General features: G+C 57.1%; 10 protein-coding genes and 1 tRNA gene. 3 read left to right on the forward strand and 8 right to left on the reverse strand.

What is annotated here, in order from left to right:
• Positions 1–51: 51 nt before the first annotated feature.
• Positions 52–125: transfer RNA gene (locus tag KYK14_RS03555), tRNA-Ala, on the forward strand.
• Between the two features lie 123 nt (positions 126–248).
• Here the strand turns inward: KYK14_RS03555 and cysK are convergent.
• Both cysK and KYK14_RS03565 read right to left on the reverse strand, forming a co-directional pair.
• On the reverse strand, positions 249–1,169 hold the full coding sequence (gene cysK, locus KYK14_RS03560; protein ID WP_219156901.1) for a cysteine synthase A: 921 nt from the start codon (positions 1,167–1,169) through the stop codon (positions 249–251).
• A gap of 141 nt (positions 1,170–1,310) precedes the next feature.
• Positions 1,311–2,138 (reverse strand): serine O-acetyltransferase, encoded by an 828-nt coding sequence (locus tag KYK14_RS03565; RefSeq protein ID WP_219156903.1) that lies wholly within the window; start codon positions 2,136–2,138, stop codon positions 1,311–1,313.
• A gap of 133 nt (positions 2,139–2,271) precedes the next feature.
• Here KYK14_RS03565 and KYK14_RS03570 point away from each other — a divergent pair, with 133 nt between their 5' ends.
• Positions 2,272–2,655, forward strand: a complete 384-nt coding sequence (locus KYK14_RS03570; RefSeq protein ID WP_246601659.1) for a cupin domain-containing protein — start codon at positions 2,272–2,274, stop codon at positions 2,653–2,655.
• A gap of 384 nt (positions 2,656–3,039) precedes the next feature.
• Complete coding sequence (locus KYK14_RS03575; protein ID WP_219156905.1) at positions 3,040–6,078, forward strand: T9SS type A sorting domain-containing protein; 3,039 nt, start codon at positions 3,040–3,042, stop codon at positions 6,076–6,078.
• 73 nt (positions 6,079–6,151) lie between these two features.
• Here the strand turns inward: KYK14_RS03575 and KYK14_RS03580 are convergent, their stop codons facing one another.
• The 6 genes from KYK14_RS03580 to KYK14_RS03605 form a co-directional block, all read right to left on the reverse strand.
• Positions 6,152–8,152 (reverse strand): peptidylprolyl isomerase, encoded by a 2,001-nt coding sequence (locus KYK14_RS03580; protein ID WP_219156907.1) that lies wholly within the window; start codon positions 8,150–8,152, stop codon positions 6,152–6,154.
• 63 nt (positions 8,153–8,215) lie between these two features.
• Positions 8,216–9,289 (reverse strand): MJ1255/VC2487 family glycosyltransferase, encoded by a 1,074-nt coding sequence (locus tag KYK14_RS03585; protein WP_219156909.1) that lies wholly within the window; start codon positions 9,287–9,289, stop codon positions 8,216–8,218.
• 185 nt (positions 9,290–9,474) lie between these two features.
• Complete coding sequence (locus KYK14_RS03590; RefSeq protein WP_219156911.1) at positions 9,475–10,389, reverse strand: hypothetical protein; 915 nt, start codon at positions 10,387–10,389, stop codon at positions 9,475–9,477.
• A gap of 165 nt (positions 10,390–10,554) precedes the next feature.
• Positions 10,555–11,142, reverse strand: a complete 588-nt coding sequence (locus KYK14_RS03595; protein WP_185282690.1) for a DUF4136 domain-containing protein — start codon at positions 11,140–11,142, stop codon at positions 10,555–10,557.
• Positions 11,143–11,250: 108 nt separating this feature from the next.
• Complete coding sequence (locus KYK14_RS03600; protein ID WP_219156913.1) at positions 11,251–13,128, reverse strand: ABC transporter ATP-binding protein; 1,878 nt, start codon at positions 13,126–13,128, stop codon at positions 11,251–11,253.
• Positions 13,129–13,289: 161 nt separating this feature from the next.
• A complete protein-coding gene (locus KYK14_RS03605; protein WP_219156915.1) occupies positions 13,290–14,612 on the reverse strand; it encodes a M56 family metallopeptidase in 1,323 nt (440 codons plus the stop codon).
• Between the last annotated feature and the right edge of the window lie 19 nt (positions 14,613–14,631).

Raw genomic sequence — 14,631 nt, forward strand, 5'->3', positions numbered from 1 at the left:
ACCCTACTTTTGCATCACCAAAACGCAATTGGCGGCTTGGTTGACAAAAACGGGGGATTAGCTCAGCTGGCTAGAGCGCTTGCATGGCATGCAAGAGGTCATCGGTTCGACTCCGATATTCTCCACTCCCGTTGCAAAAGTCTGACTTGAAAAAGTCAGACTTTTTTGTTTTTGTCAATAACTGACATGGCCCTGCTTTCACGTAGAAAGCAGGGCCGTATCGTTGAGAAGATAAGAGGGCGAGGGCGCTACACAAACAAGCCATCCACGGATAGGTACCGCTCGCCAGTATCGTAGCAGAAGGTGAGCACGCGGCTACCCTTCGGCATCTCGTCGAGTTTTTTGGCTACGGCGGCCAATGAGGCGCCGGAGGAGATGCCACCTAGCACGCCTTCTTCGCGAGCCGAGCGGCGTGTCATTTCAAATGATTCCTGCTGATTGACTTGGATAGCACCGTCCAGCACGCTGGTATGCAGGTTTTCGGGGATAAAGCCAGCGCCGATACCCTGAATAGGGTGCGGGCCTGGGGCACCACCGCTGATAACGGGTGAGGCTTCGGGCTCTACCGCAAACACCTGCATGTTCGGAAATTTCTTCTTCAGCACTTCGGCTACCCCAGTGATGTGGCCGCCGGTGCCTACTCCAGTGATGTAATAATCGAAGCCTTCGGGGGCCTCTTCCAGAAGTTCTTGGGCAGTGGTATCAATGTGGATCTGGATGTTGGCGGGGTTATCGAACTGCATGGGCATCCAGGCCTTGGGGTTTTCGGCCACCATTTCCTTGGCTTTTTCAATGGCGCCCTTCATGCCTTTCTCGCGGGGCGTTAGCTCCAGTTGAGCACCGTAGGCCGACATCAGCCGGCGCCGCTCGATGGACATGGACTCAGGCATAACCAATGTAATCTGGTAGCCTTTCACGGCGGCTACCATAGCTAGCCCTACCCCCGTATTGCCGGAAGTAGGCTCAATAATCACGCTGTCTTGGGTAAGGATGCCGTCTTTTTCGGCCTGCTCGATCATGGAGAGGGCGATACGGTCTTTGATGCTGCCGCCGGGATTGGTGCGCTCGGTTTTCACCCACACCTCTACATCGGGGCGGTGGGCAAACAGGCGGTTGACGCGCACCAGCGGCGTGCGGCCGATGGTGTCTAGGATGGAATTGGCTTTCATGGGATGGGAATGATTGAGTGAGTTACTGAGTGTTGCTTGGCCTGCTGAAAGACAGCTTACGAAGTGGGGACTTGTTCAACGTCTTTTTCGGTAAGAAGAACCGTAGCATCCCAAATCATTTGCCAAGCAGTAAGCAAGTGATTAAATAGAAAACATGATATCAGCCGTTGGGTCTTCGGTACGAGTTACCTGAATTTGGGCTTGATGATACACGCGTGAATGCGAAGGCACACTTTCTGTGAGCCATACATTACCACCGATGATGCTATGACGCCCAATAACCGTACTGCCACCTAAAATAGTAGCGCCGGCATAAATCACCACATTATCTTCGATGGTGGGATGGCGCTTGGTATGCGCCAAGTGCTTAGCCACACTCAGCGCCCCTAACGTAACCCCTTGAAATATCTTTACGTGCGCGCCAATCACAGTGGTTTCGCCGATGACGATGCCCGTGCCGTGGTCGATGCAGAATGAAGGACCAATCTGCGCGCCAGGATGGATGTCGACGCCTGTGCGGGTGTGGGCAAACTCGCTGAGTAGGCGCGGCACGCGGGGCACTGCCAACCGGTGCAGGGCATGGGCCAGCCGGTGCAGAGCAATTGCGTAGAAACCCGGATAGGTAGCAATGACTTCCAATAAGCCTTCGGCAGCTGGGTCGGCAGCCACAATAGCGGTGGCGTCTAGCAGCAACAACTCACGCAGTTGCGGCAGCTGCTCGATAAAATTGGTAGCTACGACTGGTGCCGGCTCTGTGAGGGTCACTACGCTGAGCAGGACCGCCAGATCGGCGCGGAGCTGGCTGATGGTAGCCGCCACGGCATCGGTAGTAGATAAAGGGCGGTCGGCGCGCTCCGGAAACAGGAGTTGCAGCACTTGCTCGGCCCAGTGGCAGAAGGCAGGCCCTGGCAGCGGTACGGCGGCCTGTTGGTGGGCTTGGGTGAGGGCGTGCAGAAAATCGTCGGACATGCGGAACGGATAAAAGCAACGGCCGGCTACTGCCACACATATAACAGGAGCCGCCGAACGGTTTTCAACCAGCCGGCGGGCCGGAAGGTTTAGGACAAGTGGTACAACCACCATCCCCTACCCTGCGTTAGGTATGGTAATTCTCTCATCCACTCCAATTTCTATTCTGACCATCATGGCCGATACCACCATCACCAAAGTTGATTCGAAGCACTCTCCTACTGGTCCTGACGGCGAAAAATACTTGGCTTCCGGCGTCCACGTTTCGATGCGCATGTGGGAAAACGAGCAGCCATCTGAGGCGAAAGAGCCTTCAACGCGCCCGTATGAAACCGTAGGATATGTAATCAGCGGCCGGGCCGAACTGCATCTGGAAGGCCAGAAAGTAATTTTGGAGCCCGGCAACTCGTGGGTAGTGCCCAAAGGCGCCTCGCATACCTACAATATTCTGGAGGCCTTCACGGCAGTAGAAGCCACTTCACCACCAGCGCAAGTGCACGGCCGCGAGGAAAAATAGCCTCCGGTTTTTATTCTAAATTCTATAAGCAGCTCGCTTTTTCTTTAATGGAAAGGCGAGCTGTTGTATGCTATACCTTCGCCGCCGCTGCTTATCAGTACGAATTAGAGCAACTATTAATAGTTCTGATAATGGGACATTTTCGCTCCATGTACAGATAGAATATAATCTATAAAAATCCATGTACTCTATACAATTATTTATAATACCTTTTTTAATATAAACATCTGACACGCTTGTCAATGCAATAATTATTATAATGTTTTCAAGAAAGGATTTTACATAATAAGCCTCCCCTTTGTTCTCTTTATTTCAGATTCAATACCTGCTTCATTTTTGTAGAAAGATAAATGGCATTCGTCCTTTCCTTTCTGTATTCTCAATATGAAGCACTTTCTACCGATTCCTACCTTTTTACTGATAAGTGGCTTAAGCTTAGCGACTAAGCCAACATTGGGACAGCAAACCGCTTTGACGGCTTTGTACGTGAATGATGCGGCTACTTCCAATGACGTATACACCCAAGCAGCGGGCAATGACTTGACCGGCAACGGTACGCCCGAGGCGCCTTTCGCCACGGTGGGGCGTGCGTTGCAAACAGCCCTAGCCGGCGCCACTATCTACGTAGATGCAGGCACTTATACCGAGCGTGTTGTGCTAGACAAAACGGTACACCTCCGTGGGGCAGGTACCGCAACGAATCGCCCCGATGGGGCTACGATTTTCAACGCGGGCTTGCCACAATCTGGTGCGCGGAGCCACGAAGTGGGCCTGCTGCTCACGGCGCCCGGTGGCACGGTAGCGGCACCATTAGTCATCTCTGGCTTTACCATTCAAGCCTACGACCTAGGGATAGAAACCAATGGTAGCGCCCGCGCCAACGTTGTGGTGGAAGACGTGGAAATCCTGGACCAAAGGCAGTATGGTATTTTCTGGAATAGCCTGGGCGGCGCCGAGAACCTGACGTTTCGACGCGTGCATATTGCTCGCACAGCTGTTGATCCGGCCGATGTGCGCATCAACTACAACGGTAGCAGTAGTCCAGCAGGGCGCGGTTTATTCATCGTTAATGGCACGAAGCGTCAGATTCTGATTGAAGGCGGCACTTACGAGCAAAACCGACGCGCCGGCATTGATATCAACGATGGCAGCGTGAGCGACTTGATTATTCGCGATGTGCTGTTTTCGCAGAATGGCGGTGGGGCTATTGCGTTGCTGGGGGCCGGGGGCCTGCGCGATGCAGCTGGCAACTTCCTGACCCCGGCCGCGCTGATTGAGCGTAATACCATTCGCAACAACGGTTCCAACGGAATGGAGCTAAAATCGGTGACGGGCAACGGGCAAGCCAGCGGGCCGGGCAGCTTTGTGGTGCGAGAAAACGTGATTACGCGTCTCACTACCCGCCCCGATCCGCTACCCGACGGGCTCCCTGAGGATATTCCCACTAGCTTGATTGATGACAACGCGGCTATTGCTTTCATTGACCGCGACCGGGGAGTTATTCAAGCGGGCGGTGGTGTAACCGGCGACTTATTGACGGGCGGCGCCTACCTCGCCAACAATACGCTGGAAGGTTATATTGCCAGCGAACAGCAGAGCAGTCTCAGCTCGGGCATCAACGGGTTCGGCATTGTGCTGGAGGGCAGCCACAACCGGGTTATCGGCAACCAGATTACACAATGCCAGATCGGTATTCAGGTGCAGGAGCGCCCTACCAATAGCACGGGGGTAGGCACACCCTTCTTCGACATCAACCGCAATACGCAGCTTGCCACGCTGGACAACCTTATTCAGGACAACAAGCTAGAGAACTGCGCACAGGCATTGGTGGCCGTCAACCTGACTACGCCCGTAGCCGCGCCGCTGAACTGGCTTGGCAGCACCGAGGCCAGCCAGCTCTACGGCCCCGACAACCAGAATGGCTTGGTAGCCACGATCAGCAAAGACGGCAATACGTTTATGCGCGAAGCGCCAACCAGCGCGGCCGGACGCATTGCCTACTCCCCTTTCCTGCATAGCAATCAGGATGCCGCCACCGATGCCGGCTTTCAGGGCGACCGGAGCTACCTGCACGTAGACGGTGCTAGCCCGGCCCTCGTACCTGGTACCAGCTTGCAGCAAGGTTTGGAGTTGCTGACTGCAAACGGAACCCTAAGCGCTATTGCCGGCACCTACGATGAGGCCCTGACGGTGAACAAAGCGTTTACCTTAACTGCCACGGGCGGTACTACCCTGCGCGATCTTACCCTGGCTGGCAATACCTTGACGCTGGGCGCCCCCTTCAATTTATCGGGAAACCTTACGCTCACGAGTGGCCGTGTGGTGACGACCAGCACCAATCTGCTGTCATTGTTGGCTACGGCCACGGCTACGGCCGGCAACGCCACTTCGTATGTAGATGGGCCGCTGCGGAAGATTGGCAATCAATCTTTTGTGTTTCCACTAGGGAAGAATGGCCAATGGGCCCGCGTAGGCATTTCGGCTCCCAACGCTGCTAATACAGGCTTCACGGCTGAATATCAGGCACCCCAGGCTACCAGCACTACCACTGACGTGACGCTTGCGGCCCCGCTGCACAATATTAGCGCCGTAGATGCCTGGCAGTTGACACAAGATGGCGGTGCGTCGGAAAACGTGCGTGTGCAGTTGTTCTGGGAAAACGCATTCCGTAGTGGCATTGATGCCTTCACCAACGATTTGCAGGTAGCCCGCTACGATGGCACTTCTTGGGTAACCGCTGGCCACGGTGAGTTAAGCGGCGAATTGATGGCCGGCGCCGTAACTTCTGCCGATGCCGTAGGCCAGTTTGGCACCTTCACGTTAGGCTCACTTTCTGCCGATACAAACCCATTGGTAACAGAGCTGGCTGCACTGAAAGCCACCGAAGTGCAGCCCAACGTGGTGCAGCTAGACTGGACTACATCGGATGCGGTGGCAGTGCGCGGCTTCGATATCGAACGCTCCTACGACCAGCAGGAGTGGCAGAAAGTTGGGGCGGTGGCTAGCCGTCCGGCTACTCCGCAACGCGCCTACACCTATCAGGACCGCCCAGACCGCACCAACGTAACGGCCTACTACCGGTTGCAGCAGGTGTTAGCCAGCGGCAACCGCGTATCGACGCCGACGGCCGTTAACCTCACCGGCGTGACGCTGCCCACCAAAGCAGCGGTTGCTTCTACCACTTTCAGCCTGTATCCTAACCCCGCTACCCGCCAAGTGCAGGTTGCCCTACCCTCCACTGCCACGGGTACTATCACGCTCACGCTTTTTGATCTGACCGGCCGTACGGTTCTCACCCAAACGCTGCCCGCTAAATCTGACGCTACCCTACCCCTACCGGCATCATTGCCGACCGGCACCTACATGGTTCGCGTGCACGGACAGGGTTTTGCCGACAGTGTAGTGCGCTTGGTGAAGCAGTAAGTCATCATTCCCAAATAGCATGAAAAAGACCTCAGTAAAGTATACTGAGGTCTTTTTTTGAGCCGCGCCACAACTACCGCACTAGCTCTACCCGCTCTATCGTGTCGCCGATTTCCAGGCGCTGCACTACGTCCATGCCCGCTACTACCCGTGCGAAAATGGTGTAGCGGCCATCGAGGTGTGGAGTGGGTGCGTGGGTAATAAACCACTGGCAGCTCTCGGTGTCTTTGCCGGCTGAGGCCAGACCTACGGCCCCCGCGCCGTAACGCAGATTGGCCAACTCAGAGCGCAGATTATAGTCGGTGCTACCCCAGCCGTCGCCACGCGGGCATCCTCCCTGGGTCACAAAGTTGGGCACTACCCGGTGGAAGTTCTTACCATCGTAGAATCCCTGCCGAATCAGCTCCACGAAGCTCGCCACGGAGCCGGGCGCTTCTTCTACCAGCAATTGCAACGTGATAACGCCCTTGCCGGTGCGCACTACCACGCGCTGGTTGGCCGGAATAGCAGACACTACCGTCCAGTTGATGGGATGTGAGGCAGCCACCGCCACGGGCGTAGGAGTAGCTGGTTTCTTCTGCAAAAAATCCAGCGTCTGCTGCACCGACTGCCACGCCTCCAGGTCGCGAGGTAGGACGAGCTTTGCCTGGGCTTTTTGCAGAAAAGTGGCATCGGGCAACAGCTGGCGCAAGTTCAGCTTGGGGTCGCGTAGGGCTTCGGCGGCAATGCCGAGCAGCGCTACGTCGCCGGTTTCTGCGGCTTGCCGTAGCGCCAGCGCAAACGAAGCATGTTGTGCTGCCGGGAAATCGGGCTGATGCCGCATGGCTACCAGCGCCTCTAGCCCATAGGTGCGCACCACCAATTGCTGCGCCGGGGCAAACGTGGCCTGCCGCACAAATTCATACGCCGCCGGGTCTTCGCCCAGCGCTTTCAGCAAGTACCCTTTCTCGTAGGGACTCGCCGCAGCGGCGTAGCGCTCTTGCACGGCCTGCTGGATAGCGGCCTGCTCCTTGGAGCGCTGCTTCAGGGCAGCGGCCAGTAGCGTGGCCCGCACCCGCCACTGCGTCAGTTTATTGGCTTTTTCCAGAAACAGCGTGCCCAACTCCTGGGTGGCATGGGCCAGGAAAAACTCGGCTGCTGTAACGGCTACTTGGTCGTTTACGTCCGTTAGAGCCGCCCAAGCAGCTTCTTTCACTTGCACGTACATAGCAGCATTCATCGCACGCAAGGCGCTTACCCGCACCCGATAGTCGGTGTCGCGGCGGGCCAGGGTAGCCAGCAGGGCAGGCACCGCGGGGGCGTGGCTGGCCTTGCCCAGTGCCAGTGCGGCGGCTCCGCGCACGGCATAGTTTGGGTCGGTTTGGGCGGCAGTAGCCAACGGGGTAGCATAGGGCGTCAGGTCGAGCGCACGGGTGCGGGCTAGGGCATTTGCCGCAGCTAGGCGGGCACCGTAGGGGTTGTCTGTACCCAACAACTGTACTAGTCGGGCTACGGCGGGCTCTGAAGTAATACCGCGCAAAGCGGCGCGATACAGCCCCCAGCTTTGCCCAGCGAGGGCAGCCGTATCGGAGGTCAGTGAAGCGGGTAGGCGCACCAACGCCGGGAGACCAGCATGGGTAGTGCATTTGCCTAACGCCTCCAACACCTCAGCCCGCACTGTAGAGTTGGTTTCAGCGGTTAATTGCTGACGTAGTGCTGCTTCGGCGGTGCTGTCGGCTGTCTGACCCAACGCATAGGCCACAGCGCGCCGCACCGCTGCTTCTTGGTCATTGAGGTGAGCGTTTAGCGCACTTGTGGCGGCTTTGTCCTGCACCGAAGCAAAAGCCAGCGCGGCCTGCTCGCAGTAGCGCGGCTCTGGGCTCAGCAGGTAATTCAGCAGTGCATGCGTTCGGCGCTCATCCTGTAGGGTAGCAATTCGGCGCAGGGTAGTATCAGCCGCAAACTTGTTGGGAGCCGACGCAATAGCCGGCATAGTTGCGGCGGGTTGCGTGGTAGAGCAGGCGCAAGCGCAGCCAAGCAAGGCAAACGCAATGGTCAACCGCAGACGAGTAAAAGCAGGGGTGTATAAAGGCATATTTGCCTCTAAAATAGACAAAATGCCCTACGCACCCGCTGTCCCGAGTAGGTTTACGTGCGGCTACTCGGGCTGCCCGTTCGCGACTGTAGCCACCAGCTGCTGCCCGAGCGCAGCAAACAATACGTTGTTGCCATCCTGCTGATAACCGCTCAGCTTTTCCGCAAACTCATCTAGCTCGTACAAGAAGGCGCGTACACTGTCGGCGGTGAGGGTAGTGAAGTGGCGGCCGTATCCCAGCTTTTCCACTTCAGCCGCATTCAAAAACTGCTCGAACTGCGCCGGAATAGGCACCGCGCAGATGGGCTTATGCAGGTACACTGCCTCACTAATGAGCGAGAAGCCGCCGTTGGTAATCACGGCGCGGGCGCTGGCGAGGTCGTCGATAAAGCCTTGCTCGCTGAAAGCCCGCAAGTGCACGTTGCCGTGGTTTTCCTCTTTACTGAAGCCATACACCCGAAACTCCTGCCCTGGCAGCGCTTGCAGCAACGGCACCAAGTTGGTTTGGGTGGTAGCCGACTGGTACACCAGCACGTGCTGACCACGGGTAGGCTGCGCGGCCAGAATCTCGGGGCGGATAATGGGCGGCACCAGCGTGGTATTGGGCTTCAGAAGCGGCAGCTTGAAGAAGGTAGTAACGAGGTAGTGCCGACTGCGAGGCAGTTTGGCCCGCACAATCTGCCGGGCCAGTTGCAGGTGCTCCCGCTCGGTGGGCGGCACAGCAATATCCAACGCGGCGCGACTGATTATCTGCATGTTGTCGATGCTGATAAGGGGTAGGCGCTTCCAGCGGGCAAAGAAGTAGCTAAACGACTCGAAATCGGAAATGACCACGTCTGGCGCAAACGCGCCCAGCAGCTCGCGGTACCGGGCAAAGTTGACGCGCAGATTCTCGGGGGCCGTGCGCAGCGTGAGTGCCACCGTACGCATGCGCGACACTGTCACGTCTTTATACGCCAGGTGAAAGCCCTTGATTTCATGCACTCGCCCCGGAAAGTTGCGGGCCAGCATCTGGTAGGCGCGGCTGCTGCTCACTACCTGCACCTCATGCCCCTGATCCAATAGCCAGCCAATCACTACTTTACTACGAGTAGCGTGCCCCAGCCCTTCGCCGGGCACACCGTACAGAATCTTCATGCTAAATGGTGAAGTGGTGAGATGGTGAAGTGTGAGTAATGAATAGTAGCCAAACCGTGTGTCATCCTGAGCTTGCGAAGGACCTTCTCACGGTAGAACGACCACCGTACCAACGACTCGTTCAACTGGTAGAAGGTCCTTCGCAAGATCAGGATGACACACGGCTTGGCTACCCACCACCTCACCTACCGGGTAGGCACGCGAAATTGCAAGCCCAAGCTGGGCACGATGGTGAGGCCTTTGAGCGACGTAGAAGCGTTGTTGAGTAGCGCGAACGTGCCGTAGTTCTGGTAGAAAATAGACAGCGAGGGAATGATATAAGCGTAGCGGTAACCAATTTTGACGTTGGCGAAAGCACCAAACGACGAGAAGTTCTGCTTGCTGAGCGGCAGGTCCGGGATGCGCTGGTTGGTACCCTGGTAGAAGATATTGCCGGGCTGGAAGCGGTAGCTTAGGAATGTATGCGCGTACACCACACCGTAGGAGAAAGCGCCTTTCTCTTCTTCCGGCCCAAACGATTTGCTGAACACCAGCGGCACCAGCAAGTCGTGGCGGGAGGCACGGAATCCTACTGCATCGGTGATGTTGTCAAGGAAGGCGAAGTTGGGCAGCTTGGCTCGTTGCGTGGCGTATTGCAGGCCAATGCTGGCGTAGGTGTCGCCGCCCCTCCCCTGCGGGTGCTCCACAGAGCCGACAGGTCCCAAGAACTGGTACATGGCATCGAACACGTGCGAGCCGAACGCATACTTGTAGCCTACGTCGAGGCGGTCGAGCACGCCGTAGCGCAGGTAGAGGTCGGCGGTGGGCTGCACGGGGTCCAGCACGTAGGCCAGGGCCGCCGCTTGTAAGTCGGTGACGGTTTGGCTGTACCGCACAGTATCCGCACGGGCAGCGCTTTCAGCGGCCGATTTCAGGGCCGAGCCGGCTTTGCCCAGCGTGGCGGTCGGCACGTTAAAGGCTGCGTTACCTCCTACCCGAAACTCGCCCCGCGGGGTCACCTTGCCCGTGCTGACGATGGTGCGTGGCGCCACGCAGGAGGTAGCGGCTAGCAGCGCCGCAACGGCCACCCAGGAAAAAATACGACTAAATGGAGTATGCATACAGGCAAAAAGAACAGATACAAACCGACAAAGAAACGGGTTATTGGCCCTTCGCCAAAACCAAGCCGAATGCTGTGCCTGTTTTCACCTCACCAAGCGAACTATAGCAACGCAACCGGCCCGGCGCAGGACTGCACCGGGCCGGTTTGTTGGTCTGTAGCAACGTTAGTTGCCGCCCCCTACGTAGCCTTCCGTGAAGACGCGATACTGATCGAAAATAGAACGTACGGAGCGGCGCAGCACGATTTCACCGCGTGGACCGTTGGGCACCGTCACGCCGGAAGCATAGCCGTTCCAGACGGCGCGGTTGGTGTGGTTGTCGATGAGCGTCACGAGCAGGGTACCCTCAGAGAGCAGCATACGCATGGGCTTGTAGCCGCGCTTGTATTCGTCAGGGGTTTCATCGTCCTCTACCACGCCCATCTTCACCCAGCGCTCCAAGTCTTCCTGCATATAGCCCCGGAAGCGCATATCACCCTCGAACACCTGGAAGTTGATGAGCAGATCAGGGCGAGTAGTGGCGGGGCGGTAGCCCTGGGCACGCAAGCGGTTGCGCACGGCATCGCGCAGGGCCTCGCCTAGCCGGCTGGAATCGGAAGCTAGTCCCTGCCCCCGCATAAACTCGTAGGTGCGGTAGCGCTTAAATGTGCCGCTATAGCTATAATCTGATTCAATGCGGGCCTCACGCGTGGCGAAACAGCCAGTCAAACTCAACAGCAACAGCCCCACAAGTAGGGTAAAGGTAGGCTTCATACGGATGGATTGTAGTGAGAAAGGTTATGCCTAAGATACGCAATAATCTTCCTTACAACTCTCACAGTCAGCCACAAAACCGTAAAAATTTTGCACTTGCACCCGTTGTTATCGGTAACCCGCCGCTTGTAGCTGAAACAGCTCGGCGTAGCGCCCACCGCGCGCCAATAACTCTTGGTGTGAACCGATTTCGATGAATTTGCCCTGCTCAATCACCAGAATGCGGTCGGCCATGCGCACGGTGCTGAAGCGGTGCGAGATGAGCACGGCGGTTTTGCCCTGCGTTAGCTCATTGAAGCGCTGAAATACTTCGTACTCGGCGCGGGCGTCGAGGGCGGCGGTAGGCTCGTCTAGAATCAGCAGCTGAGCATCGCGCATGTAGGCGCGGCCCAGGGCAATTTTCTGCCATTCACCCCCACTGAGGTCTACCCCACCGGCAAAGCGTCGGCCAATGATTTGGTCGTAGCCCTGGGGCAGCTTTTTCACCACCGAGTCGGCTAGGCTTTGCGCGGCGGCCGACTGGATGCGGGCCGTGTTTTCCTTTTCCTCGATGCGGCCTACGGCCAGGTTTTGACCTGCTGAGAGCTGGAAGCGCACGAAATCCTGGAAAATCACGCCGATTTCCTGGCGCAACTCCTGGGGGTCGTACTCGCGCAGGTCGTAGCCATCGAGCAAGATGCGGCCCTCGGTGGGGTCGTAGAGGCGAGAAAGCAGCTTGACGAGGGTGGTTTTGCCGGAGCCGTTTTCGCCTACCAGCGCCAGCTTTTCGCCAGCGTGCAAGGTAAAGCTAAGGTTGCGCAAGGCCCATTTTTCGGCGTTGCGGTATTTGAAACCCACGTTCTCAAACTCGAACCCTACCCGGATAGGCCGTGGAAATGGCCGCACTGGTCGGGTTTCGTTGCGCACAATGCGGGGCTGTAGGTGGAAGAAATCGAAGAAGTCCTGCAAGTACAGCGCACCTTCGGCCACCGAGCTAAACCGACTCAAGATGCCTTCCAGCAAGCCCCGCATCCGAGCGAAAGAACCCGCCAGAAACGTGAGCTGACCAATAGATACTGCCCCGCGCACAGCCTGCGCAATAATGTAGACGTAGGCCGCGTAGTAGCCAGCCGCCCCTACCGCCGCGAAGAACGTACCCCAGCCGGCCCGGCGCACCACGAGGCTTTTATTCTTCTCATAGAACTCGTCGGAAAGCTGACGGAAGCGGTCCGTGAGGAAGCCAGCTAGGCCGAAAATTTTTACTTCCTTGGCGGTTTCGTCGGAGGCACCAGTCACGCGCAGGTAGTCCAGCTCGCGGCGCTCAGGCGTCCAGCCGTGCACCAGCGAGTAGCTGCGCTCGTTGAAGTGCGACTCGCCCAAAAATGCTGGCACCACGGCCACCAGCAGCAGCAAGAGCAGCCACGGGTTGAATGCAGCCAGGCCCACGGCCAGAAAACCCATCGTAATGAAATCCTGCGCCTGCGACAGCACCTGCGACATGAGCACCGTGCGCGAGAGCGTCTGGCGGCGCGCCCGCTCCAGCTTGTCGTAGAAGGCGCTATCCTCGAACTGGTCCAGGTCGAGGCGGGCAGCGTGCTCCATGAGGCGGATAGACGACTGGTTGGCGAACAAATCGCCCAGCAACGAGTCGAGCAAGGCCACGCCCCTACCCAGCGCATCGGATAAGATGGCCAAACCAAACTCCAGTGCCAGCAGCGTAAGCACTGGCGAGAGCGTGCGTTCGGCGGCGGGTAGGCGACCCAACGCTATTACCTGATCCAGAATTAGTTGACCTACATAGAGAATAGCAACGGGTAGGGCTGCCCGCAGCAGACGCAACACAATATTAGCAAGCGTGAGGGACGGACTGGTGTGCCAAACCAGCTTCAGGAACTCCGGCAGGTTGCCCAGCGCCGAGAATCGCTCCCGTACCGTGAGAGCCGGTTTGCCGTCCTGGCGAGGGCGCTTGGCGGAAACCGCGTGCAGTGAATCGAAAATTGAAGCCATTGGTAGCCATACGACACAATTCGCTCCAACTAGGTTCGCTGGAAGCTGAGTAGCCGTTTTGGCAGATGCCCAGCCTGGTAGCTTGGCAGCAAATGGGATAGATAGGGCTGAACAGTAGCGATGCCGAACATGACGCTCCTATAGAGCGCGTTCACGCCTACTTAATTATTTCTAGGTTTCGGTTTATCTCGCATCAACACCATAAACGGCGATTTCTCGTGTTCTCTCACCTCTTCTGCATACCCCTTTTCAGTAGTCAAGTCCATGTGATACAAATACCCTTCCGGCTGCCGGGCGTTTTTATGGACATAGCTTCCTAAAAACGCTACGATATCGGTGCGCTTGTAAGCATTCAGTGCCTTCCCACGTACCCGTTTGCCATCTACCCAAATGCCGAACTTATGCGGGTTATGCCAGTCGGCCCATTGTGCTTCAGTAGGTGTGCGGCGGGGTGAAATAGGAGCTACCCATACCCATTTTCTTTCCTCGGGTGTTAGGTCTGCGTACTTTTTCTGCTGGTTATTAGGCAGCATCACCAGCTTGTCGCCGTAGCGTTGCAGAAGCGTATCCGCTTTTTCTAAGGTAGCCGGGCGCTGGATTTTGGCTGGTGCGCTGCTAGTAGTTTCTGGTCGGGCCTCTTGCGCCGCCGTGGTGCTAAACAGGAACACAGAAGTTCCTACCAACAAACCGCTGAAAGAACCTGCCAGCCACACGGTGCGCCGGGACGTGTGTTTCGTCATCATAAGTAGTCGTTGTTTGGTGGTTTGAAATGTGAGTGTACTCGCTAACAGAGGCAGTGGCGTGGGTGTGAGCTTGCTCAGCAGTAGCTGCTGGTACTGCAGCACGTTGTGGTGACTGCTGTTTACGGCCTCATCGGCCAGAAACTCGTGGTTGAGCTGCATGGCTCGCCTACACCAGTAAAGCAGCGGGTTGAACCAAGCCAGGCACAGCAGCCACTCTATTAGTAGTACATCGAGCGAATGCCGCTGCCGGATGTGGGTTAGCTCGTGAGTGAATAGCTCCTCCTCAATCTCGCCCCGCTGGTAGGCCGTTTCGGGCACAAACAGGTAGTGCAGAAAGGTGTAGGGCACGCTGCCCGTAGGCAACCGAACCAGCGTAGCACGGCGAAATGCTTCTTTCGGGTGGTCTGTAATTTGGCGGGCTAGACGGTACAAATTGCGGCCGAAACGCCCCATCAGCACCGCCGTAACGATACAGTAAAGTAATAGCCAATAAGGTGGCGTAGCGGCTTCCGGTGTAGATGGCGTCGGTGCAGCTGCCACGGACGGTGGCGCGGGCGGCAACTCCTGCACAAACACTGACTCCGGCGAAACAGTAGTTAGCACGGCCACGCTGGGTGCTACTTCCACTGAAAGCATGGGTACCACTGCCGAAACTAACAGGCTGCCCAGCAGATAGAAGCGCTTAAACGTGTGCAGTCGCTCATTCTCAAGAGCAATCTTGTAGAAGACAAATAAAAGCAACAAGCTTAGGCTGCTCTTG

Origin of the sequence: Hymenobacter profundi, assembly GCF_019334315.1 — a bacterium.
In the GTDB taxonomy this organism is placed as follows: Bacteria; Bacteroidota; Bacteroidia; order Cytophagales; family Hymenobacteraceae; genus Hymenobacter; species Hymenobacter profundi.

What these genes read in the sequence shown, in the direction of transcription:
- cysK (WP_219156901.1), bottom strand. Translation starts at nt 1,169, where the DNA reads ATGAAAGCCAATTCCATCCTAGACACCATCGGCCGCACGCCGCTGGTG.
- KYK14_RS03565 (WP_219156903.1), bottom strand. Translation starts at nt 2,138, where the DNA reads ATGTCCGACGATTTTCTGCACGCCCTCACCCAAGCCCACCAACAGGCC.
- KYK14_RS03570 (WP_246601659.1), top strand. Translation starts at nt 2,272, where the DNA reads ATGGTAATTCTCTCATCCACTCCAATTTCTATTCTGACCATCATGGCC.
- KYK14_RS03575 (WP_219156905.1), top strand. Translation starts at nt 3,040, where the DNA reads ATGAAGCACTTTCTACCGATTCCTACCTTTTTACTGATAAGTGGCTTA.
- KYK14_RS03580 (WP_219156907.1), bottom strand. Translation starts at nt 8,152, where the DNA reads ATGCCTTTATACACCCCTGCTTTTACTCGTCTGCGGTTGACCATTGCG.
- KYK14_RS03585 (WP_219156909.1), bottom strand. Translation starts at nt 9,289, where the DNA reads ATGAAGATTCTGTACGGTGTGCCCGGCGAAGGGCTGGGGCACGCTACT.
- KYK14_RS03590 (WP_219156911.1), bottom strand. Translation starts at nt 10,389, where the DNA reads ATGCATACTCCATTTAGTCGTATTTTTTCCTGGGTGGCCGTTGCGGCG.
- KYK14_RS03595 (WP_185282690.1), bottom strand. Translation starts at nt 11,142, where the DNA reads ATGAAGCCTACCTTTACCCTACTTGTGGGGCTGTTGCTGTTGAGTTTG.
- KYK14_RS03600 (WP_219156913.1), bottom strand. Translation starts at nt 13,128, where the DNA reads ATGGCTTCAATTTTCGATTCACTGCACGCGGTTTCCGCCAAGCGCCCT.